This is a genomic window from Mycobacterium cajalii (assembly GCF_045809005.2).
Taxonomy (GTDB): domain Bacteria; phylum Actinomycetota; class Actinomycetes; order Mycobacteriales; family Mycobacteriaceae; genus Mycobacterium.
In genome coordinates, this window is the sequence record NZ_CM141436.1 from 4797345 (window position 1) to 4820017 (window position 22673).

Sequence of the window (22673 nt, forward strand, 5' to 3'; positions counted from 1 at the left end):
GAACGTCGGTCATCTCCCGAGACAGTGTTCACCTATGACGACGTGACGTCAATCACTGAAGAGACGAATCTCCGCGTATTTCAATGCGTTGCCCACGCCGTTGACAGAGCTGTCCGCCTGGAGTAGACACAACGGCGCAAGACATATTGCCGCAATATGTCGGATCGCCTGGTCAGGAAGGCTCTGCCGTGCAGACCACTTTGCCCGCTTCTTTGTTGCACTCCCCGGATTTCTACGCGGGCGACCCCTACCCGGCGTACCGGGAGCTGCGCGCGACCAACCCGGTCTGCTGGAACGATGTCACCAACTTCTGGGCGCTGCTGAAATACGAGGACATCCGGTTCGTGTCGGGAAACCCGGCCCTGTTCACCTCGACCAAGGGCATCACCATCCCGGACCCGCACATGGCCAACCCCGTGCAGGAGGGCAACCTCATCTTCACCGACCCGCCGCGGCACCGGCAGCTGCGCAAGCTGATCAACTCGGGATTCACCCGGCGGCGCGTGGCGGTGCTCGAGCCCAAGATCCGCGAGATCGTGCGGGGCATCCTCGATCCCCTGCAGCCGGATTCCGTGCACGAGTTCGCCGAGGAGATCGCCGCTCCGCTGCCCACCCGCATGATCGCCGAGCTGATCGGCGCCCCGCCCGACGACTGGGAGCAGTTCCGGGCGTGGTCGGATGCGGCCACCGGAACCGCCGACCCGGAGATCGAGCTCGACTCGATGGTCGCGCTGGGGCAGCTCTACGAGTACTTCCAGAAGCTCGTCGCGTCCCGCCGCGCCGCCCCCCGCGACGACTTGTTGTCGGTGCTGGCCGGCGCGGAGATCGACGGGCATCGCCTCACCGACGAAGACCTGCTCAACTTCGCGTTCCTGCTGCTGGTCGCCGGCAACGAGACCACCCGCAACCTGATCGCGCTGGGCATGTGCGCGCTGATCGCCCACCCGGACCAATGCCGGCTGCTGGCAGGCGATCCCACGCTGATCCCGGGCGCAGTCGAGGAGATGCTGCGCTTCAACAGCCCGGTGGTCCACATGGCGCGCACCGCGACCGCCGACGTCGGGATCCGCGGCCGGCACATCGCCGCGGGCGACGTCGTGGTGATGCTCTACGGGTCGGCCAACCGCGACGAGGACATCTTCGGCCCCGACGCCGAGCAGTTCAAGGTCACCCGGAACCCCAACCCGCACATCGCCTTCGGCTGCGGCGAACATTCCTGTGTGGGAGCGCAATTGGCGCGCCTGGAGGCGCGCGTACTGTTCGAGGAGTTGCTGCTCCGGTTTCCCCGGCTGGAGTTGGTGGGCGAGGTGGACCGGATGCGGGCCACCATGGTGCCCGGGGTCAAGTGCATGCCGGTACGGCTCGGGGCCTGACGGTGCACCTCGAGTACACGCCGGAGCAGGAGCGCCTGCGCGCCGAGATCCGCGCGTCGTTGGAGCGGGTGATGACGCCCGAGCGCGCCGCCGCGGTCCGCGAGCGCGTGGAGGGCGGCCCGGAGGTGCGGGAGTGCATCCGCGCGCTGGCGGCCGCCGACCTGCTCGGGGTCGGCTGGCCCAAAGAGTACGGCGGGCGCGGCTTCTCGGCGATCGAGCAGTTCATCTTCGCCGAGGAGGCTCGCCGAGCCGACGCCCCGATCCCGCTGGTGACGCTCAACACGGTCGGGCCGACGCTGATGCAGTGCGGCACCGAGGAGCAGAAGCGCAAGTTCCTGCCGGCGATCCTGGACGGCAGCGTCGAGTTCGCGATCGGCTACTCCGAACCCGGCGCCGGAAGCGACCTCGCCTCGTTGCGCACCACCGCGGTGCGCGACGGCAACGAGTACGTGATCAACGGCCAGAAGATGTTCACCAGCGGCGCCGCGTACGCCGACTATGTCTGGCTGGCCGTGCGCACCGACCCGGATGCCAAGAAGCACAAGGGCATTTCCATCCTCATCGTGCCCGCCTCGTCGCCCGGGTTCTCCTGGCAGCCGCTGCACACCATGCCGGGAGTCTCGACGTTCTACACCTTCTACGACGACGTGCGGGTGCCGGCCAGCGCGCTGGTGGGCGGCGAGAACCAGGGCTGGCAGCTGATCACCACGCAGTTGAACTTCGAGCGCGCGGCCCTGGGCAACCTCGTCGGGCTCGAGCCGCTGTTCGAGAAGACGCTGGACTGGGCCGCCACCACCGAACTCGACGGCGGCCGCGTCATCGACCAGCCGTGGGTGCGGCTCGCGCTCGCCCGCGTCGAGGCCCAGGTCGCCGCGTACAAACTCGTGAACCTGCGGGTCAACGCCGCGATGACCAAGGGGGTGCTCAGCATGGGAGAAGCGTCGGCGGCCAAGGTGTTCGGCACCGAGCTCACCCAGCAGGTCGCCCGCCAGCTGCTGGAAGTGCTGGACCACAACGGGTTACGCCGCGGCGCCGACGCACCGCTGCGCGGGGCGCTGGAGGCCGCGTACCGGTTCGCGGTCATCAACACCTTCGGCGGCGGTGCCAACGAGATCCAGCGTGACATCATTGCCATGGCCGGGCTGGGCATGCCCCGCGCGCCCCGCGACCTTCGCGCCACCACGTAGTCAAGGAGGACCAACGCAGTGACCGACCCAGAAACCGTCAGCGCCAAGGTGCGGGCCCTCGTCGGCCAGCCCACCGGCGGCAGCGGGAAGCCCTCGGTGGCGCCGGATCCGGTGAACCAGCCGATGATCCGGCACTGGGCTTACGCCATGGCCGACATGAACCCGGTCTACCTCGACCCGGAGTTCGCGGCATCGTCGCGGTTCGGTGGCATCGTGTCGCCGCCGGTCATGCTGCAGACCTGGACGATGCCGTCGCCCAAACTGGAAGGCATCGGCGAGCGGGGCGGCGCCCCGGTCGAGATCACCGGCAACCCAACGGCGTTCCTCGACGAGGCCGGCTACACCAGCACCGTCGCCACCAACTCGGAGTTCGAGATCGAGCGCTATCCCCGGCTGGGCGACGTCATCAGCGCCACGGCGGTCTACGAATCGGTCTCCGAGGAGAAGAAGACCGCGCTGGGCACCGGCTTCTTCCTGACCTGGCTGACCACCTACACCGACCAGAGCGGTGAGGTGCTGGGGCGGCAGCGATTCCGGGTGCTGCGATTCAGGCCGGAACGCTGATGGCGGCCCGGCTGGCCCCGGCCATCAGCAAGGACACCGAGTTCTTCTGGAACGGCCTGCGTGAGCACAAGCTGCTGATCCAGCGCTGCGGCGGCTGCGGGGCGCTGCGCCACCCGCCCCGGCCGATGTGCCCGGCGTGCCGGTCGCTGGACTGGGAGGCGGTCGAGGCGAGCGGCCGCGGCACCGTCTACAGCTACGTGATGCCGCACGAACCGAAATTCCCCTTCCTCGACTACCCCTACATCGTCGTGCTGGTCGAGCTCGCCGAGGGCGTACGGCTGGTGTCGAACCTGTGCGACATCGACCCGGCCGACGTCAGGGTCGGGATGGATGTCGAGGTCTTCTACCAGGCATTCGATGACGGCCTGGTGCTGCACCAATTCCGGCCGGTGGGGTGAGTTGTCGTGGATTTCGCCTTCACCGAGGAGCAGGAGACGATCGGTAAGCTCGCCCGCGACATTCTCGAGCGCCGCGCCTCCCCCGAGCGACTCACCGAACTCGAAGCCGGCGCGACCCGCCACGACCCGGGGCTCTGGCGCGAACTCGCGTCCGCCGACCTGCTGGGCACCGCGCTGCCGGAGCAGTTCGGCGGGAACGGCGGCGGTTTCGTGGAACTCGGGGTGTTGCTGGCCGAGGTGGGCTGGAGCGTCGCGCCGGTTCCCGCGTACGCGACCCTGGTGCTGGGGGCCGACCCCATCGCCCGGCACGGCACCGCGCAGCAACGGCAACGCTTTTTGCCCGACGTCGTCGCGGGCGCCCGCATCCTGACCGCCGGCTTGAACGAACCCGGCCGCTCCGACCCGACGAACCCCGGCACCACCGCCCGCCGCGACGGTCCGAATTGGCGCCTCGACGGCGTCAAGGAACTGGTGCCAGCCGCCCAGATCGCCGACACCATCCTGGTCCCCGCCGCCACCGACGACGGCGAGGCGGGCCTGTTCCTGCTCGCGACCGACGCTCCCGGCGTCGAGGTCCGGCCGGTGGCGACCACCAACCACGAACCGCACGCCGACCTGTTCCTGGACGGCGCAACGGTTTCCGAGCAAGACCGGCTCGACGCCACGCTCGACGACCTGCACACCCGCGCGCTCATCGGGCTGTGCGCCATCCAGCTCGGCGTCTGCGAGCGCGCGTTGCGGCTGGCCGCCGACTACACCAGCGGGCGTGAGCAGTTCGGCCGGCCGATCGGCAGCTTCCAGGCGGTGCAGCAGCGGCTGGCCGACGCGTTCATCGACGTCGAGGCGATCCGCTGGACCACCTGGCACGCGGCCTGGCTGGTCGCGAACGACCGGCCCGCAACGGAGGCCCGCCGCGCGGCCCGCATCGCGAAGTTCTGGGCCGCCGAGGCCGGCGCCCGCGTCGCCGCCACCGCCCAACAGGTGCACGGCGGCATCGGTATCGACGTCACCTATCCCCTGCACCGCTACTTCCTGTGGGCCAAGCACAACGAGCTCGCGCTCGGCCCCGCCTCCGCCCAGCTCGCCGCCATGGGCAGCGCTTACTCCGAAGGACACCGATGACCACCACGCAAGCACGCACCACCACCCTGAAGTGGGCCGACATCAATGTCGGCGACGAGGTGACCCCGCTCGACGTCCCCATCACCACCACGATGATCGTCGCCGGAGCGATCGCGACGCGCGACTTCATGCCGGTGCACCACGACCGGGACTACGCCAACAAGCAGGGCTCACCGAACCTGTTCATGAACATCCTGACCAGCAACGGCTACTGCGTGCGCTTCCTGACGGACTGGGCCGGCCCCGAGGCGATGGTCAAGAACCTCTCGATTCGCCTCGGGGTGCCGTGCTTTCCCGACGATCCGCTGCGGTTCACCGGCAGCGTGACCGGCAAGAGCGAGGGCTCGGGCGGCGAGAACTTCGTCGAGGTGACCTTCAAGGCCTCCAACAGCCTCGGCGATCACGTCTCCGGCACCGCGGTACTCAGCCTGCTCGACGGGGAGCGCGCGTGAGCGCGCTGCCCGGCGCCGCCGCGATCGTCGGGATCGGCCAGACCGAATTCTCCAAGGAATCCGGGCGCAGCGAACTGCAATTGGCGTGCGAGGCGGTCAGCGCCGCACTCGACGACGCCGGCCTGGCGCCCGCCGACGTCGACGGCATGGTCACCTTCACCATGGACTCCAGCGACGAGATCGACATCGCCCGCAATGTGGGCATCGGCGACCTGAGCTTCTTTTCCCGCGTGCATCACGGCGGCGGCGCGGCCTCGGGCACCGTGGTGCACGCGGCGATGGCCGTCGCCACGGGCGTGGCCGACGTGGTGGTGTGCTGGCGCGCGTTCAACGAACGCTCCGGCATGCGCTTCGGCGGCAGCGGGCGCACCGACCTGGGGACGCCGCTGTTCATGGCGCACTACGCGCCGTTCGGGCTGCTCACCCCCGCGGCGTGGGTCGCGATGCACGCGCAGCGCTACATGTCGACCTATGGGGTGACCAACGAGGACTTCGGCCGCATCGCCGTGGTGGACCGCAAGCACGCGGCGACCAACCCCGACGCCTGGTTCTACCAGCGCCCGATCACGTTGGAAGACCACCAGAATTCGCGCTGGATCATCGAACCCGTGCTGCGCCTGCTGGATTGCTGCCAGGAAAGCGACGGCGGGGTGGCGCTGGTGGTGACCAGCGCCGAACGCGCCCGCGACCTGCGCCAGCCGCCGGCGATCATCACCGCGGCCGCCCAGGGCGCGGCCGCCGACGGCGAGATGATGACCAGCTACTACCGCGAGGACATCACCGGGCTCCCCGAGATGGGCGTGGTGGCCCAACGGCTGTGGCGCGATTCCGGCCTGAAGCCCCAGGACATCCAAACCGCGTTCATCTACGACCATTTCACGCCGTTCGTGTTCGCCCAATTGGAGGAGCTCGGCTTCTGCGGGCGCGGCGAGGCCAAGGACTTCGCCACCGTCGAACGGCTCTCGCTGGGCGGGGAGTTCCCGATCAACACCAACGGCGGGCTGCTCGGCGAGGCCTACATCCACGGGATGAACGGCATCACCGAGGGGGTGCGCCAGGTGCGCGGCACCTCCCACAACCAGGTCGACAACGTCGAGCACGTCCTCGTCACGTCGGGAACCGGAGTGCCCACCAGCGGCCTGATCCTCGCACCGGCCGGCTAGGAGGGACCCGATGCCCACGCTCGCGCTGCTGACCGCACCCGGCGGCCCGATCGAGCTGGCCGAATTTCCGCTGTCGGACCCGGCGCCGGAGACGGCCGCGCTGAAGCTGCGGATGGCCGGGATCTGCGGATCGGATCTGCACATCTTCCGGGGCGAACTGCCGTTGCCGTGCCCGTTCGCCATGGGCCACGAAATGGTCGGTGAGATAGCCGAACGCGGCGAGGGGCTGACCACCGACGCGACCGGCCAACCGCTGGCGGTGGGCGATCGCGTGGTGACGCCGTACTTCTGGTTCTGCGGCTCATGCCACGCTTGCTCGCGGGGACGCCCCCGCGCCTGCCAGAACCTGATGGCCGGCGAGTACCGCACCCACGAGCAGGAGCCGCACTTCGTCGCCGCGCACGCCGAGTACTACTGCACCAGCGCACGCCAGCCGCTGTACAAGGTCCCCGAACGGCTCGACGTCGCCGCCGATTTCGGTGCCACCCACTGTCTCGACGCCGGCGGTCTGTCGGCCGCCGAGCTCAGCGAGCGGGTGCACGGGCTCACCGACGGCATCGGGGCCGACTGGGTGCTCGAGGTCGTCGGCGTGCCGGCGGTCATCCCGGACGGAATCGGCTTCCTCAACAACGGCGGCACGCTGCTCGAGGTCGGCAACGTCGGGATGGGCCGCACCTTCGAACTCGACCCGAGCGTCCTGGTCTACGGCAACAAATCCGTGCGCGGGGTGATGTTCTACGACCCGGTCACGCTGGCGATCGGCCTTTCCTTCTTGCAGCACAACAGCTTTCCGTTTCGCCGGTTGCTGCCCAGGCCCTTCCGCCTCGCCGACATCAACGCCGCCTACGCCGCGGCCGACACGGGGTCGATGCCCAGGGGCGCGCTGGTGCCATGACGCCCCAGGCTCAGGCCATCGAAACGCGCGAGCTCATCGTCGAATCGGCGTATGCCTGCTTCGGCAAGCAGGGTCTGCAGAAGGCGACGATCGTCGACATCGCCAAGAAGGCCGGCGTGTCGCGCAGCACGGTCTACGAGTACTTCAGCGACAAGGCCGCGATCGTCGAGGCGTGCGCCGAACTCGCCTCCCAGCGGTTTTACCGCGAGATGTCCAAGGCGATGGACCAGGGCGGCTCACTCGAGGACAAACTCAGCCGCGCCGCGGTGTTCGTCACCCAGGCGCGCCGGGTCATCGCCGCCGAGCGGTACTTCGACGAGGACGCGGTCAGCCTGCTGCTCACCAAGGATGCCGCCGTGCTGCTGCGCGAGTGCGTCGACTTCTTCAAGCCCTACCTGTCGGCGGCCAGGCTGACCGGTGAGGTGCGCAAGGACCTCGACGTGGACGCCGCCGCGGAATGGTTCGCGCGGATACTCTTCTCGCTGTTCAGCACGCCGTCGTCCACCCTGGACATGGGCAACCCCGAGGTGGCCGCGGAATTCGTGCGCGCGCACGTGGTGCGCGGCTTCGCCGGCGACCGCTCGCGGCCGAAGCGGTCTCAGTGACCGGCGCCGGCCGCTAGCATCCTGCGTTGTGCGACGAATCCTGACGCTCACGACAGCGGTGATGGCGGCGACGGCGTTGCTGGTGGCCTGCGGCCGGTCCGGCGAGGCGAAACACGCGGCATCGCAGGCGGTGGTGATCGTCTCCGGTGGCGACGCCACCAGCCCGTCACGAAATCCCGCCACCCGTTCACGCCCGGTGACCGCGAGACGCCAGCGCCCTCAGGAAGAACGTCAGGTTGGCGGGCCGCTCGGCCAGGCGCCGCATGAAATAGCCGTACCACTGGTCGCCGAACGGCACGTAGACCCGCACCCGGTTGCCGGCGGCGACCAGCCGCCGCTGCTCGTCGTCGCGGATGCCGAACAGCATCTGGTGCTCGAAATCGTCGACCCCACGGCCGGATTCGCGCGCCAGTGACGGGACCGCCTCGATGACGGCGGGATCGTGGGAGGCCACCATCGGATAGCCCGAACCGGCCATCAGCACCCGCAGGCAGCGCAGGTAGGAGTCGGTGACCGCGGCGGGGTCGCGGTAGGCCACCGACGCCGGTTCGTCGTAGGCGCCCTTGCACAGCCGGATCCGCGCTCCCGCCGCGGCGAATTCCGCGCAGTCCCCGGGTGTTCGGCGCAGGTATGCCTGTAAAACGGTTCCCAGCCAAGGGAAATCGGCCCGCAGGTCGCGCACGATCGTCAGCGTGGAATCCGTCGTCGTGTGGTCCTCGGCGTCCACCGTCACCCACACCCCGGCACGCTGCGCCGCCTCGCAGATCGCAAAGGCGTTCTCCCGGGCGATCTTCTCGCCGTCGCGGTCGAGCGACCGCCCCAGCGCCGACAGCTTCAGCGACACCTCCAGGGGCCGCGCGCCGACCTCGACGCGGTCGCCGAGCCGGCCCAGCCTGTCGATCAGGTCCAGGTACACCTGCGCCGCCGCCTCGGCGTCGTCGGCGCCGGTCACGTCCTCACCGAGGTAGTCGATGCTGACACAGAACCCCGAGCCGCGCAGCGCGGCGACGCTGTTCAACACCGACCCGATCGTCTCCCCGGGCACGAACCGCTGCACCACCTTGCGGGTGACCGGCAACCGTTCGGCGGTGCGGCGCAACCCCTCCCGCCGGCCGGCCGCCAGGATCGCCGGACGCAGCGTGTTGGCGAAGACCCCGCCCATCAGTCGGATTCCATGTGCGGGTAGCTGTGGTGGGTCGGCGGGACGAACGTCTCCTTGATGGTGCGTGCCGACACCCAGCGCACCATGTTCAGCAGCGACCCGGCCTTGTCGTTGGTGCCCGAGCCCCGCGACCCGCCGAACGGCTGGCGCCCGACCACCGCCCCGGTCGGTTTGTCGTTGACGTAGAAGTTGCCGGCCGTGAACCGCAGCCGGTCCTGCGCCGTCAGCACCGCGCGCCGGTCGTCGGCGATGACCGCTCCGGTCAGCGCGTAGCGGGAGCCGGTGTCGACGACGCCGAGGATGCGCTCGTATTGGTCGTCGGGGTAGACATGCACCGACAGTATCGGCCCGAAGTATTCGGTCGAGAAGGATTCGTCGGTCGGGTCGTCGGACAGCAGCACGGTCGGGCGCACGAAATAGCCTTCGCTGTCGTCGTATTCGCCGCCCGCGGCGATGGTCACGCCGGCGGCGCCCTTGGCGCGCTCGATGGCGTTGACGTTCTTGGCGAAGGCGCGGCGGTCGATCACCGCGCCACCGAAGTTGGCCAGGTCGGTGACGTCCCCGTAGCGCAGCGCCGCCGCCTCGCCCAGGAAGTCGTCACCCATGCGCTGCCACACCGAATGCGGGATGAAGGCCCGCGATGCCGCCGAGCACTTCTGGCCCTGGTAGTCGAACGCCCCGCGGATCAGGGCCGTGGACAGCACCCGCGGATTCGCCGAGGTGTGTGCGACGACGAAGTCCTTGCCGCCGGTCTCGCCGACCAGCCGCGGGTAGCTGTGGTAGCGGCCGATGTTGGCGCCCACCTGTTGCCACAGGTGCTGGAAGGTGGCCGTGGACCCGGTGAAGTGGATGCCGGCCAGCCGCGGGTCGGCCAGCGCCACGTCGGAGACCGCGAAACCGTCCCCGGTGACCAGGTTGATCACCCCGGATGGCAATCCGGCGGCCTCGAGCAGTTGCATGCTCAGGTAGGCCGCCAGCGTCTGGGTGATCGACGGCTTCCACACGACGGTGTTGCCCATCAGCGCCGGGGCCGACGGCAGGTTCGCCGCGATCGAGGTGAAGTTGAACGGGGTGACGGCGTAGACGAAACCGTCCAGCGGGCGGTAGTCGCTGCGGTTCCACTCACCCGGCCCGCTGAGCGGCTGCTGGTCGAGGATCTGGCGGGCGAACGCGACGTCGAAGCGCCAGAAGTCGATCAGCTCGCAGACCGCGTCGATCTCGGCCTGGTACGGCGACTTGGACTGGCCGAGCATCGTGACGGCGGCCATCTTCTCCCGCCACGGGCCCGCGAGCAGGTCGGCCGCGCGCAGGAACACCGCGGCACGTTCCTCGAAGGGCATTGCCGCCCAGTCGTTCTTGGCGGCTGTCGCGGCCTCGACCGCGGCGGTGGCCTCGGCGTGCCCGGCATTGGTCAGCGTCCCCAGCTTCGCGGCGTGCCGGTGTGGCTGCACGACGTCGATCCGCTCGCCGTCGCCCATCAGGTGCTTGCCGCCGATCACGTGCGGAAGGTCGATCGGGTGGTCGGCCACCGCGGCCAGCTCGGCGATCAGCCGCGCGCGTTCCGGGGAACGGGGGGCGTAGTCGTGGACCGGTTCGTTGGTGGGTACTGGCACCTGGGTGATCGCATCCATGCCTGCCAGGGTCCCCGCCGCGGCCCCCGATATGTTTGTCCGATCGGACAGGATTGGTCGGACTACGTAGTACAATCCAACAATATGCGGGCGGCTGGTGTCGGACTTGGTCAGTTGCTGCTCGCGTTGGACGCGACCCTGGTCAGCCTGGTGGGCGCACCTCGCGGCCTGGACCTGCCGGTGGGGTCCGCGGCGCTGGTCGATTCCGACGACGTGCGCCTGGGACTGGCGGCGGCGGCCGGTTCGGCCGACATCTTCTTCCTGCTCGGCGTCGCCGACGACGAAGCCCTGCGCTGGGTGGACAAGCAGGCGCGCGAGCGCGTGCCCGTGGCGATCTTCGTCAAGGAGCCCTCCGACGCGCTGGTGACCAAGGCGGTGGCGGCCGGGTCGGCGGTGGTGGCCGTGGAGCCGCGGGCCCGCTGGGAGCGGCTCTACCAGCTGGTCAACCACGTGCTGGAGCATCACGGGGACCGCGCCGACCCGGCGGACGACTCGGGCACCGATCTGTTCGGGCTGGCTCAGTCGCTGGCCGACCGCATCCACGGCATGGTCAGCATCGAGAACGCCGAGTCCCAGGTACTCGCCTATTCGGCCTCCAACGACGAGGCCGACGAGTTGCGCCGGCTCTCCATCCTGGGCAGGGCCGGCCCGCCGGAGCACCTCAAGTGGATCGGCCAGTGGGGCATCTTCGACGCGCTGCGCGCCGGCAGCGAGGTGGTGCGCGTCGACGAGCGACCGGCGCTGGGGCTGCGGCCGCGGCTGGCGGTCGGGATCTACCAGCCGGCGGCCGGCGCGCGCCGCGCCCCGGTGTTCGCCGGCACCATCTGGGTGCAGCAGGGGTCGCGACCGCTGGCCGACGACGCCGAGGAGGTGCTGCGGGGCGCGGCCGTGTTGGCCGCGCGGATCATGGCGCGGCTGGCGGCGCGGCCGTCTACGCAGACGCGGCGGGTGCAGCAGCTGATGGGCCTGACGGACGGCGCGCCCGCCTCGCCGGCCGCGGTGTCCGCCATCGCCGCGGAGCTGGGCCTGGCCGTCGACGGCAGCGCGGTGCTGATCGGTTGGGATACCGCGGACACCACCGCGCCGCGCCCGCCGCGGCTGTCCGATGTCGTGGCGTTGAGCGCGAGCGCGTTTCGCGGCGACGCCCGGGTGGTCTCACACAGCTCCCGGATCTATGTGCTGTTGCCGCAGACCGCGACGACGCGGTCGGTCACCTCCTGGGTCCGCGGCACGATCGGCGCCCTGCGCGCCGAACTCGGTATCGAGCTGCGGGCCGCCATCGCGGCGCCGGTCGCCGGTCTGGCGGCTGTCGCGGCGGCGCGCACCGAGGTGGACCGTGTACTCGACAGCGCTGAGCGCCATCCGGTTTCGATCGGTCAGGTCACGTCGCTGGACGAGGCGCGCACCACCGTCCTGCTCGACGAGATCGTCACCGTGGTCGCCGCCGAGAAGCGGTTGGTGGATCCACGGATACGCGACCTGCACGCCCGGGACCCGGTGCTGGCCGAGACCCTGCGCGTCTACCTGGACAGCTTCGGCGACGTCGGCGCCGCCGCGTCGGCGCTGCAGGTGCATCCCAACACCGTGCGTTACCGGATACGACGGATCGAGAAGCTGCTGTCGGTATCGCTGGCCGATCCCGAAGCGCGCCTGCTATTTTCACTCGGACTGCGCATCGTAGAAAGATCGCCTTAGCGACAAGATCGATCGGCCCCCAGCAGCGCCATCGGCTGTGCGGCGACCCTGTCGACGCCGCCACGCTTCGGCGAGCCCACCCTGCCGATCGTGTCGTATGCTTTCTGCCGAAGCTCTTTTCGGATCTCGAGGTGGGAGACATCATGCGCGCGACGAAGCTGCTGCTTTTGGCCATCACCTGTACGACAACCTCGTTCGTCGCATTTGGCGTCGCCCACGCCGACGGCAATGATGACGCATTCATCGAGGCGCTCAACGCAGAGGGGATCGAATACCCCAACGCGGACAAGGCTATATCCAGCGGCAAAGCTGTCTGTTCCTACATCATCGCGGACCGGCACACCGAAGACGAAACCGTGCAAATGGTGGAAGAACAAAACCCCAAGCTTTCGCCGATTCAAGCCGTTCGGTTCGTGAACCTCGCCCGGGGCGCCTACTGCCCGATGCCGCCGATGGGCGGAGGCGGCGGCGGCTAGGATCGCGGGTCAGGTTTTCATCCTGCGCTGAGGGCGACGAAATCCCGGTCCGCGCCGCCCTGGTCCGCTCTGGCCGATGACGGGTTCGGCGATCGCCGTGCGGCGTGCACAAATGTGGGCCGCGCTGGACGCACGCTTGCGGGCCATGCGCTGCTTTTCGCTGAGATCGTCGGGGATGGGCTCACGTTGGGCGACCGGCCGCGCGCCGCATCGGCGACGTCCGGGTGGCGATATCCGAAAGATCGAGACCGGTACCCGGCAAGGTCGCCTGGCTGCACGCCGCGATGCTCAAAGCCCCTCCCGCCCGGAGCTTTTGCGCCTCCCCAAAGCCGCCGGGCCTTGCCCCTCCGCCAACACCTGCGACATCTTCAACGCCTACGCCGCGACCGCGAGGGCCGGTTGACGCTCCTCTTCGCGCTAACCCCACGCGAATTCGTTGGCGGCCAATTCCTCCTGCCAGTCCGGTGGCAGCGGTAGTAACGCCGATGCCGGCTCCACCCGTCTGCGGTTGTTGTACGCCAGCGTCGACGCCAGCCAGCCGCTGGCCATGATCAGGGCGGCGGCCGACCCCTCCCCGTCCTTCGCCTTCTCATCTTTGCCCCCGCCGTTCCTGCCGCCTCGACCGCCGCCGTGGCTGTCCGCCACCGCGGACGCCGCGCCGCCCCCGGACATCGTGCCTACCATCGCCTCTTGCATCGCCATCCCCGGCGGCAGGCCGACGGCGGCAACCGGGGCGGCGCCGGCGCTGCTGGCCGTCAGCGACAGTGCCACCGGGTTGGTTTCGACAGCCGCGGCCGTGGCCCAGCTCGACGGCACCGACAACGCGCCGATCCCATACCCCTGTGCCATGCCCGCAGCCGGCAAGCCGACAACGTTCGGCCCGAGCAACGCAGTTCTACCCAGATCGCCGAGATACCCACCGGCACCGGACAAGTTGTTGAATCCGCCCAGCCCCTCGAACCAGGTATAGCCAGCGATCCCGCCGCGTACGATGCCTTCACGCCAATAACCGAAGCCGTTGGTGCCGACGGTGTAAAAGGCAGTGGTGTAACCCAACGGGACGTTTGTAGTGTCGCCAATCCCCTGATTCAGCCAGCCCAGGGCCTGGACGGTTAAACCGCCGTCCGCGGAATTGAGAAACGATGCTATCCCCGACGGGCTCAAGGAGCTCGCAGTGGTCGACGCGAGGGTCTGGGTGTGGGGCGCGACGCTGCCGGCAGCCTGGGCGACCGCGCCGGCCAGCGTGTCCAGCCCGGGCGCGTTGGTGGTCAGCGGCGGTTCGCGGAAGGGTGTGAGCACGCTCGCCGACGACGAGGCACCCGCGTAGGTGTACATCGCGGCGGCGTCCTGCGCCCACATCTCGGCGTAGTGCGCCTCGGTCGCCATGATCGCGGGCGTGTTCTGTCCGAAGAAGTTCGTGGCGACCAGCGCGGCCAGCGTCGCCCGGTTGGCGGCGATTACCGGGGGCGGCACGGTCGCGGCAAACGCCACCTCATAGGCCGCCGCGGCCGCCTTGGCTTGTATCGCGGTCCGCTCGGCTTGTGCGGAGCTGGTCTGTAGCCACTCCACATAGGGAGCGACCGCCCTCGCCATGGTCATCGCGGACGGACCGGTCCACTCGATGCCCGTTAGTTGCGAGACCACCGAGGCGTAACCGGTCGCCGTCAAATCCAGTTCGTTGGCCAGCGAGTCCCATGCCGCCGCGGCCGCCAGCAGCGGCGCCGCCCCGGCGCCCGTGTACATCAACCCGGAGTTGATCTCCGGTGGAAGCGATCCGAAATCCATGGGTTTTACCCACTTTCTTGTTAGCTACGCTTAGTAGATACGCGCAAGTCCCCGCCAGCCAGGTTGTTTGGCCCGGGACCAGCTACGACGACCCGCGCGGGCAGCGGGGCACGCCGCCAGATCCGGCCCCGGTCGGAGTGGTTCAGCCGCCCGCGGGCGAGTGGGACACCACACTGCGCCGGCGGGTGGCCGCGCGCTCTGTCGCCCCACCGAGACCACGGCCGGCCAGGGTGCCCAGCATGGTCTCGCCGAACGCCCCGCCCGGGAAGCCACCGGCGGCGGCCGGGATGCCGGCCGCGCTGCTGACTGGCAAGGTGAAAGACACCGGCGTGATCGCAGCGGCGGGCGTTGCCCAGCTCATCGGCACCGACAACGCGCCGATCTTGAGTGCCTGACCCGCGCTCCCGACGGCCCCGGCTGTCGCCGCGGCGCGCGCCGCCCCACCGCCGAAGCTCAACGCCGCCGGACCCACGAATGCCGGGTTGAGCGTTTCGGCGAGGCCGCCGGGGTTTTCGGCCGCCCACGTCAACAAACCGGCGCCGTTGTTGGCGTTGCTGAGGGCATTTGCCATATCGGCCCAGGAGGCGGTGCCGTTGCCGAACGCCTGACCCCCGTACCCGGCCGTCTGGTTGAGTAAGCCGTCCGCGTTGACCAAGTCGCCGTTCCCGAGTATTTGTTGCAGCCACGACGGCATGCTCGCTCCGGTGCTGTTGCCGGTGGCCTGGGCAACCGAGGCGGATTGGGCCGCTTGCCCGGTCGGGTTGGTGTTCTGCGCCGGTTGGTGAAACGGAGCGAGTTGCGCAGCGGCAGAAGAGGATCGGGCATAGCCGTGCATCGCGGTGGCATCCTGGGCCCACATCTGCGCGTATTGCCGCTCGGTTTCCCCGATCGCCGCACTGTACTGCCCGAAGTAGTTGTGCGCGATCAGCGCAACCAGCAGGGAACGGTTGGATGCGATCACCGGCGGCGGGACGTGGGCGGCCAGTGCCGCCGCGTGGGCACTGGCGGCGGCTTTGGCTTGGCTTGCCGTTTGTTCGGCCAGGGTGGCGGTGTTGTACAACCACGTCACATACGTCTGGGCGGCGGTCGCCATCGCCGTCGCCGACGGGCCGGTCCACCGCCCAACGGTCAAGCCGGAAATCACCGACTTGTACTGTGCCGCTGCTGAATTGAGCTCGATCGCCAGCGAATCCCAGGCCGCTGCGGCGGTTGCCAGCGAACCCGATCCGGGGCCGGCGTACATGCGCCCCGAGTTGATCTCCGGCGGTAACAAGCTATAGTCCACAACCATTTATTTCCCCAATCTCCTGGACATATTTTCGGGCTTTGCTGGTAAAGATTGCGGTTCGCCAACGGCACCGCCTCGGGCGGGAAATGCAGTAACACCGCCGTGCTTTTGGTCATCAATTTTGGCGCTTCGCTAAGGCGCGTCGGCGTGGCTATATCGAGACTGAAGCGACTGAGAAAGTTGGCCGGGCGCGTAGCCGGCAACGCCGTTTCAGTTGCGCTCCATCAGCGCTCACCGCCTTCCGCGCTGTCGCCAATCGGCAGGTCATGGTGCAGCTCACCGCGGCAGGCAAGCGGCCACGATCACGCCTGCGCCCCTCGGGTGAGCCAGTCTTCAACCGCTGAAATGACAACCTCTTGCGGTGAATAGAGGGACGGCAGAAATGGTCCGGATCTACTGACGTTGTAGTGGGTCATTTCCGTCCGGGTAGTGCTGGGCAGAGGCCGCCTCGGGTGAGCATGGCCATGGCGATGAGTGCGTCTGGGCTGTGGAATCCGTAGGCGCGTTTGGTTAATGCCCGCAGGTGGGTGTTAGTGGCTTCGGATCGGGCGTTGGACAGGCCGTGATCGAGCGTGTTCCAGATGAGGTCGCGGTAGCGGCGGATGCTGCGGGCCAGCGCGGCGAACTCGGGGATGCGTGAGTGCGACGCCCACGACAGCCAGCCGGCCAGCAGCTGCCGCCCGTGGGTGCCCTTGACCCGAAACACCTCGCGTAGTTGCTCTTTGAGCAGATACGCCCGGTAGAGGGTGCGGTTGGTGTCGGCGATCTTAGCGAGGCTGGTGCGCTGCTCGCAGGACAGGTCAGCCGGGTTCTTGCGGGTCGCCCACATGGCGTGCCGATCGGTGATCCCGGCGCGGGTCATGGTGCGTACCCGCACCTTGTCCAGTGCCTTCATGGCCCAGGCCACGACATGAAACCCATCCAGGCAAATCAGCGCCTGCGGCGCGCGGGCACGCACCAGGGCGTGGATCCATTCCGCCCCGTCGCAGCTGACGTGGGTGAGCAGCTTGGCCCGCTCGGCGCCGAGCTGATCGAAGAACCGGCCCAGCGTGTCCTGGTTGCGGCCCTCGCCGGCCCACACCAGCCGGCCTGTCGTGTGGTCAACCACGCACGTCAAGTAGCGATGTCCCTTGCGGTAGGCGATCTCGTCGATGCCGATCCGCGACAGTCCGGCGAGCAGGTCGTTGGTGTCGCGGCCATCGGCCACCACCCTGGTCACGATCGCCGCCACGGTGCGCCAGGCGATCTGCAGCAGCACCGTGAGCACACTCAATGCGGTGTGCGCGGCCAGCCACGCGCAGGTGTCCTCGAACGCCCAGGTGTGTTTGGCGCCCGGCCGCGCCCACGGCACATGCGCAACCACCACCCCATGCTCGCCGCATGCCACCCGCGGGGCCGCGGCCTGCAGATACGCCTTTGTGGTCCCCACATCCAGGGTCCGCCAGCGCCTGATCCCGTTCCCGTCCCGGCCCCCCGCGTCATAGCCCGGGCACCGCTTCCGGCACCGCGAGCACCGGCCCGCCTGCGACGCCTTGGGCCGCACCGAGAACACCAGAACTTCGGAGGTCTTCGGCTGCTTCCGACCCGTGGTCTCGGTCTCGATCGTCACGTCCTCGATCACCATGTTTTGGTCACCCAGACCGCTCGCCAATACCCTGGACATGCGCAACGCCGTAGCTCCTTCTCGCGGATTGAACCCTAGACAGTCCAAAACGTAAGCAGGACACGGCGTTGCGCCCAAATTCCCAGGTCAGCGAACCCACGACAACGTCACAAGAGCCAATGGTCCAATCGGTAATTTACAGATGAACTGTTGGTTACTGACGCACATTTAGCATGACCAGAAATTTGATGAGCAAATGCCGTCCCCGCACCGAACGGTGAGGTCATCGCCAATTTCCACGGGACTCGAGAAAACCTGCGGAATTAGCTTCCCCGGCGCACGGGCCTCGAACCGTTGGGGAAGCCGCGACGCCAAACCGGTTTGGGGACCTCCGCTACGGGTGCCCCTCTGCGCCACTGCGACTTTGAGCTGCAGAGGTGCGCGAAACAAATGCACACACCACCCGATTCCGAACTCACAGAACCGTTGCGGCCCTTGTGAAAACGACTCCCGACCATCGCCCCGGAAAGGCACCCACGGCAACCGCCTTCGGCGGCGAAGACCTTCTCGGATTCATCGACCAAGCGTTCGCCGGCGGTCGAGCGCTCGACGATGCACGTCCGGCAGTGCCTCGCAGGGGGCTTCGGCGATCATCGAGGCAACCTTGATGACCTTGCCCTCAGTTGCAGAGTCGAAGCGGAAGTAGGTCATCAACAACATTATTCGGGGAATTAGCTTCGATTGGTGCAACCGAGGACACCCCGGTCCGCTTTCGCGGAAAGAAGGCTTGGACCTGACACCCTTCCTCGCCCACGACCGAAGGCGTCCCCGAATAGCCTGGGGCGGTTCAACTTCGGGCAGGTGGCACCGTGATGTCGGAAACCCGACGACCAGTGTTCAGGTTTTCTTTACCTTCCGCCCAAGTGGAGTTAGTCGACAGCGAGAAGACTTCCGCAGCTATGTGGTTGACGAGATCGGCTTTGTCCGCGGCTGGCGTGTTGACGGCGATCGGCCTGGCTGCGTCCGCGCATGCCGACTACAACGACGCCATATTCTTCGATCAGCTCGATCGCGCCGGCATCGAGTTCGCGGACGCGCAGGACGCCGTGTCCACGGCCAAGGGGGTCTGTAGCTATCTTGCGGAAGGACGCTCCCCGTCCGTCGTCGCACGCGCACTGAAGATCCGGAATCACCATCTCTCCAACAACAACTGCCTCCAATTCGTCGAGATTGCCGGAGAGACCTACTGCCCGGGCGAGTTGTCGCCTGCTATCAGCGGTTGAAGAACGTGATGAGCGAGTGCCTGGACGGTTCCGGCTTTTCAGTTGTGCACGGTGCGTGGGCACCGTTGACGGGCGGCGACGGGTGCCCCCACCGCCAAATCCGGCTATGGCTACGCAAGGTTTCAGGATGTCTTTTGGTTCGTCGCAGAGAGCCAACCGGCTCAGGTGATGTTGATAGGGAGGCAACAGTGACAACGAAATTGGTCAAGCCGATGTTGATCGCGGCTGGAATCGCCACCTTCGCGGCGCCCGTGACTGCCCACGCCGATGATACCGGCTACTTCAATGAACTGAATCAGGCCGGTATCCAGTTCCCGGACCGGGCCGCAGCTATAGCCGCGGCCCGGGAGGTGTGTGACTACATTGCGGACGGACACACCGCGGCACAGACCGCTCGCGGGGTGAAAAATGCCAATCCCGAGTTGCCTCTGACACAGGCCGGCCACTTCGTGACCATCGCCCGAGGGGCGTACTGCAATCAGCCCATCATTGCCGCCAGTGACGATCAGCCCGTTGGTGAAGGCGCGCAACCGTAGCGGGTAGCTATCCGAGCCGATCGCTGGGAACTTATAGGCGGCGACCACATTTCCTCGGCAACGCGGTGGTGGAACCGATTGCGGGCGTGCATGCTTCGGAATCGCGAACGTCGGTAGCGGTGTGGCGTGGTGACATGACGAAGACGTCCGGGTGAAGTCTGACCCTGATTTTTCAGCCTGGTGTGGGGTGATCGCCGTGTCGTGATGCGAAAGTGCCCTTCGTGCAAGGGAAAATCATGGTGTCAACAGTCATGCTGTCCCGAGCAGAAGGGCACCCGCGAGGTGAATGCTACCGGTTTGTTGTTCGATGTCGATGATGTGGTGCTGGCGAGTCCGCAGCGCGCCGTGCCGCACCCGGTGGTTGCCGCGTCGGAGGACGATCTGACGCCGGTGGCGGGGGTCGCGTTATGGGGTCCGCTGCTGGACCGGCTCAACGTGGTCGCCGAGGCCGATCGGCGTGGGCTGCGCCCGATCGGGCCGGGTGGCTACACCGGTGGGCAGTGCTACCGGGCGCTGACCGAGACACTGCTGGCCGGTGGGGACTTCTTGAGTGATCGGGCGTTACTGGCCGACCCGGCAACCACGGTGCTGCGCGGGACCAACGCGTTGCCGTCGGTACCTACGTTGTGGCGGTTTTTGGCGGGTGCGGATTTGGGTCGGGTGGTCAAGGCCGCCGCGGTCAACCGGGTGATGCTGCGTCGAGCCTGGGCGGCCGGCGCCGCCCCTGAGGGCGATCGGCTCACCATCGACCCCGACGCCACCCGGGTGGCCACCTACGGGCCGGGCAAAGAAGGCAGCGCGTTTTCGCGTACCGGACAAACCGCCCTGTCCCCGCTGGTGGGGGTGTGCGGGGAGACCGGGGATGTGCTCGCACTGCGGGCCCGGGGCGGGGCGGCCAACGACGGTCGGGCGATGGGTAGCTTCATCGATGAGTGTGTCAGTGCGATCCCGGCCGGTTGCCGCGGTAAGTACCGGTTGTGGCTGCGGGTCGACTCGGCGGGCTATCAGCAGCAGGTGATCGAGGCGGCCGAACGCCACGACGCGGACTACTCGGTCACGGTCAAACAGTACAAGCCGGTCGCGGCCGTAATTCACGCCCTGGCAACCGATCCGGGCACGGCATGGGTTGCGGCGTTGGGGCATGAGACCGACAAAGGCAGCCAGATCGCCCAGACCACCACTACGTTGCTCGGGCGCAGCGTGCGGTTGATCGTGCGCCGTCAACCCAAAGGGTGCGGTGACCAGTTGGCCTTCGATGACCTGGATGGCTGGCGGTTGCACGCGATCATCACCAACGTTTCTGCCGAGCGGCTCAGCGCAGCCGAGGTCGAGGCGCATCACCGGCTGCGCGGTGGTATCCCCGAGGACACCATCCGGGCGCTCAAGAACGACTTCGGGATGATCCACGCCCCGGTGCAATCGTTCTTCGGTAACTGGCTGTACTGGCACGCTGCCGCGCTCGCCCACAACATCGCGCTGTGGTTGCGCACCCTGGCGCTACCCCGCACGGTACGTCGAGCGCGCGGCAAACGACTACGCCTGGCGTTTTTCAACGTCGCCGCCCGGCTGGTGCGCCACGGCCGGCGCCTGCATCTGCGCTTCGGCGCCGCCTACCCGCACCTGCAGGCGTTCATCGCGGCGCTGCACCGCATCCGGGCACTACCAGCCTTCGGTTGACCGCCACCCGCACCTAAAAGCACACCCTCGCAACACATCCCGAACCTCACACCGCGATCGGCCACGCCCGAAACCGGTTACCCCGCCGCCGCAGCCGTGTGCGCACCCAGTTACGCCATCGCCCAACAGCTTCCAACCCCGTCAGCGCGTCCCAACAGCGCAGCCGTCACCGACCCGATCACCGAAAACAAGATCATCACAAGCCGGCTGAAAAATCAGGGTCTGAGCTGTCCGGGAACGGCACTCGCTCTGGAGGGCTTCGTGGCCGACCGTAACGTTTCGCTATCGGAAACTGGTCGTTGCGGCTTGCTCGCTGCATTCCTTCGAGGAAGGCTGGCCGCCGCCTACCGGCGCACCCGGCATCGATGCCCGGTCTGGCGTACCCGGGAGCGCACCGACTCCACGCCCTAGCCGAGCCGACGGGCTACGCGCGAGATGGTGCCCAACTCAATGCCCAGCCAGCGCGCGGCGCACGCACCATCCGCGCCGCCGTGCCCCATCGTGGTCGAACACACGCCAGGTCCTGGGCGTGCGGCCGCGCGCCCTCCAATGGCCAGGTCCCGGCGCACGCCGGGTTGTGCCGAACCGTCCAGCACACGGCGTGGGTGCCGAGCACAGCCCGCATGCGGTGAGGTGAGGACCGGTAACCTGACGCCATGCAGAACTCGTCCGTTATCCCCTCTGCCAGGGAGTTGCCTGCAGCGCGGGGCTGCTCGACGTGCTGCCGGCTGGCTTGACCGCGATGCTGCTGCCGGTACCCGCGGTGGACGCACACGACGCCGGAATGAGTGCCGTCCTGGCGGATATCACCCCTAGCGTCACCCGCACCACGGCCGGCGTCGGGGGAGCCATCACCGAACACGATGAGCACCGCGATCACCACCACGAGGCTGTTCGCAGACTCACGAGCGCCGCAATCGAGGGCAGGGCCGCACCGTCGCGATCCCACGGCCGCGACCCGGCCGGCGTCGTCCCCGCCTCCCCCGCATCGGTTCCCCCGACGACGAACGATCTGACCAGGCGGGCCGTCTGCGTCGAGCACTATCGCCGCCGCGAGCTCGCCCACTGGGCAGTCTGAACGGACACGCCCGTCCGCAACCACGATTCGCCATGTTGATCACCATCCTGGTGATGGCCGTCGCCGTGAGCCTCGAACCGTTCCGTATCGGGATGACGGTGCTGATGCTGAACCGGCCGCGGCCGCTGCTGCAACTGCTCGCCTTCCTGTGCGGCGGTTTCGCGATGGGAATGACGGTGGGCCTGGCCGTTTTGTTCGTCTTTCGGCGCATTCTGGTGCGCTCCACCTATTTCACCCTGCCCAGGGTCCAGATCTTGATCGGGCTGCTCGCGCTGCTCGTCGCCGCCGTCCTGGCCGTCCGGGTCGCCACCGGGCGGTCCGGTTCGGTGCGGCTGCCCGCGCGGACACACCGGCTGCTGCACGGGCGCTCGCTGTGGGTCGCCGCGGTGGCCGGCCTGGGCATCGCCCTGCCGTCGGTGGACTATCTGGCCGCGCTGGCCGTCATCCTGGCCTCGGGTGCGGCCGCCGCGACGCAGGTCGGCGCGTTGTTGTTGTTCAACGCCGTGGCCTTCGCGTTCGTGGAGATCCCACTGCTGGCCTACCTGCTGGCACCGCGGGCGACGCGCACGTCCGTGGCGGCGCTGCACGACTGGATCCGCTCTCGGCGCCGCGTCGAGGTGGCCGCCCTGCTCACCGTCGTGGGCGGTGTCCTACTGCTGGCCGCCCTGACCGGTCATTGAGCGTCGCCCGCTGCCCGGCC

22 protein-coding genes are annotated in these 22673 nt (G+C 68.2%); 16 read left to right on the plus strand and 6 right to left on the minus strand.

The features are described 5' to 3' along the window. Positions 1-188: 188 nt before the first annotated feature. The 9 genes from ACJ512_RS22705 to ACJ512_RS22745 are packed head-to-tail and all read left to right on the plus strand — an operon-like array spanning position 189 to position 7759. On the plus strand, positions 189-1373 hold the full coding sequence (locus ACJ512_RS22705; RefSeq protein ID WP_407688935.1) for a cytochrome P450: 1185 nt from the start codon (positions 189-191) through the stop codon (positions 1371-1373). A 2-nt stretch (positions 1374-1375) separates the two neighbouring features. Continuing rightward, a complete protein-coding gene (locus tag ACJ512_RS22710) occupies positions 1376-2560 on the plus strand; it encodes an acyl-CoA dehydrogenase family protein (RefSeq protein WP_407688938.1) in 1185 nt (394 codons plus the stop codon). 18 nt (positions 2561-2578) lie between these two features. Beyond that, a complete protein-coding gene (locus ACJ512_RS22715) occupies positions 2579-3124 on the plus strand; it encodes an FAS1-like dehydratase domain-containing protein (protein ID WP_407688934.1) in 546 nt (181 codons plus the stop codon). Next, positions 3124-3522: a Zn-ribbon domain-containing OB-fold protein gene (locus ACJ512_RS22720; protein WP_407688933.1), complete on the plus strand. Its 399-nt coding sequence runs from the start codon at positions 3124-3126 to the stop codon at positions 3520-3522. The genes ACJ512_RS22715 and ACJ512_RS22720 overlap by 1 nt, the downstream gene beginning before the upstream one ends. Before the next feature lie 6 nt (positions 3523-3528). Further along, positions 3529-4644 (plus strand): acyl-CoA dehydrogenase family protein, encoded by a 1116-nt coding sequence (locus tag ACJ512_RS22725; protein ID WP_407688932.1) that lies wholly within the window; start codon positions 3529-3531, stop codon positions 4642-4644. Next, on the plus strand, positions 4641-5096 hold the full coding sequence (locus ACJ512_RS22730) for a MaoC family dehydratase (protein ID WP_407688931.1): 456 nt from the start codon (positions 4641-4643) through the stop codon (positions 5094-5096). Before ACJ512_RS22725 ends, ACJ512_RS22730 begins: the two co-directional genes overlap by 4 nt. Further along, positions 5093-6259 (plus strand): lipid-transfer protein, encoded by a 1167-nt coding sequence (locus tag ACJ512_RS22735; protein WP_407688930.1) that lies wholly within the window; start codon positions 5093-5095, stop codon positions 6257-6259. Before ACJ512_RS22730 ends, ACJ512_RS22735 begins: the two co-directional genes overlap by 4 nt. A gap of 10 nt (positions 6260-6269) precedes the next feature. Then, positions 6270-7154, plus strand: a complete 885-nt coding sequence (locus ACJ512_RS22740) for an alcohol dehydrogenase catalytic domain-containing protein (protein ID WP_407688929.1) — start codon at positions 6270-6272, stop codon at positions 7152-7154. After that, positions 7151-7759 carry a TetR/AcrR family transcriptional regulator gene (locus ACJ512_RS22745; RefSeq protein WP_407688928.1) on the plus strand — a complete coding sequence of 203 codons (609 nt, stop codon included), beginning with the start codon at positions 7151-7153 and terminating at the stop codon, positions 7757-7759. The genes ACJ512_RS22740 and ACJ512_RS22745 overlap by 4 nt, the downstream gene beginning before the upstream one ends. Positions 7760-7946: 187 nt before the next feature. Here ACJ512_RS22745 and ACJ512_RS22750 read toward each other — a convergent pair whose 3' ends face one another. Then, positions 7947-8921, minus strand: a complete 975-nt coding sequence (locus ACJ512_RS22750) for a proline dehydrogenase family protein (protein ID WP_407688927.1) — start codon at positions 8919-8921, stop codon at positions 7947-7949. Then, positions 8921-10552, minus strand: coding sequence for an L-glutamate gamma-semialdehyde dehydrogenase (gene pruA, locus ACJ512_RS22755; RefSeq protein WP_407688926.1), 1632 nt, complete (start codon positions 10550-10552; stop codon positions 8921-8923). The genes ACJ512_RS22750 and pruA overlap by 1 nt, the downstream gene beginning before the upstream one ends. Before the next feature lie 84 nt (positions 10553-10636). On the opposite strand from pruA, the gene ACJ512_RS22760 reads away from it, so the two are divergent. Next, on the plus strand, positions 10637-12247 hold the full coding sequence (locus ACJ512_RS22760) for a PucR family transcriptional regulator (RefSeq protein WP_461479852.1): 1611 nt from the start codon (positions 10637-10639) through the stop codon (positions 12245-12247). A 131-nt stretch (positions 12248-12378) separates the two neighbouring features. Further along, entirely contained in the window at positions 12379-12723 is a 345-nt protein-coding gene (locus tag ACJ512_RS22765) for a DUF732 domain-containing protein (protein ID WP_407689658.1), read from the plus strand. A gap of 417 nt (positions 12724-13140) precedes the next feature. Here the strand turns inward: ACJ512_RS22765 and ACJ512_RS22770 are convergent, their stop codons facing one another. From ACJ512_RS22770 to ACJ512_RS22785, 4 genes are all read right to left on the minus strand, one after another. Further along, positions 13141-14508 carry a PPE family protein gene (locus ACJ512_RS22770; RefSeq protein WP_407689657.1) on the minus strand — a complete coding sequence of 456 codons (1368 nt, stop codon included), beginning with the start codon at positions 14506-14508 and terminating at the stop codon, positions 13141-13143. Positions 14509-14650: 142 nt separating this feature from the next. Further along, a complete protein-coding gene (locus ACJ512_RS22775; protein WP_407689656.1) occupies positions 14651-15799 on the minus strand; it encodes a PPE family protein in 1149 nt (382 codons plus the stop codon). Positions 15800-16208: 409 nt separating this feature from the next. Further along, positions 16209-17465, minus strand: coding sequence for an ISL3 family transposase (locus ACJ512_RS22780; protein ID WP_369736942.1), 1257 nt, complete (start codon positions 17463-17465; stop codon positions 16209-16211). A 507-nt stretch (positions 17466-17972) separates the two neighbouring features. Then, positions 17973-18110: a hypothetical protein gene (locus tag ACJ512_RS22785; protein ID WP_407689784.1), complete on the minus strand. Its 138-nt coding sequence runs from the start codon at positions 18108-18110 to the stop codon at positions 17973-17975. A gap of 212 nt (positions 18111-18322) precedes the next feature. Here ACJ512_RS22785 and ACJ512_RS22790 point away from each other — a divergent pair, with 212 nt between their 5' ends. The 5 genes from ACJ512_RS22790 (at position 18323) to ACJ512_RS22810 (ending at position 22653) form a co-directional block, all read left to right on the plus strand. After that, a complete protein-coding gene (locus ACJ512_RS22790; RefSeq protein WP_407689783.1) occupies positions 18323-18682 on the plus strand; it encodes a DUF732 domain-containing protein in 360 nt (119 codons plus the stop codon). Positions 18683-18870: 188 nt separating this feature from the next. Next, positions 18871-19218 (plus strand): DUF732 domain-containing protein, encoded by a 348-nt coding sequence (locus ACJ512_RS22795; RefSeq protein WP_407689782.1) that lies wholly within the window; start codon positions 18871-18873, stop codon positions 19216-19218. A gap of 282 nt (positions 19219-19500) precedes the next feature. Further along, on the plus strand, positions 19501-20895 hold the full coding sequence (locus ACJ512_RS22800; RefSeq protein ID WP_461479798.1) for an IS1380 family transposase: 1395 nt from the start codon (positions 19501-19503) through the stop codon (positions 20893-20895). A gap of 718 nt (positions 20896-21613) precedes the next feature. Continuing rightward, positions 21614-21973 (plus strand): hypothetical protein, encoded by a 360-nt coding sequence (locus ACJ512_RS22805; protein WP_407686711.1) that lies wholly within the window; start codon positions 21614-21616, stop codon positions 21971-21973. A gap of 32 nt (positions 21974-22005) precedes the next feature. After that, positions 22006-22653 carry a GAP family protein gene (locus tag ACJ512_RS22810; RefSeq protein WP_407686710.1) on the plus strand — a complete coding sequence of 216 codons (648 nt, stop codon included), beginning with the start codon at positions 22006-22008 and terminating at the stop codon, positions 22651-22653. The last annotated feature ends 20 nt before the right edge of the window (positions 22654-22673 follow it).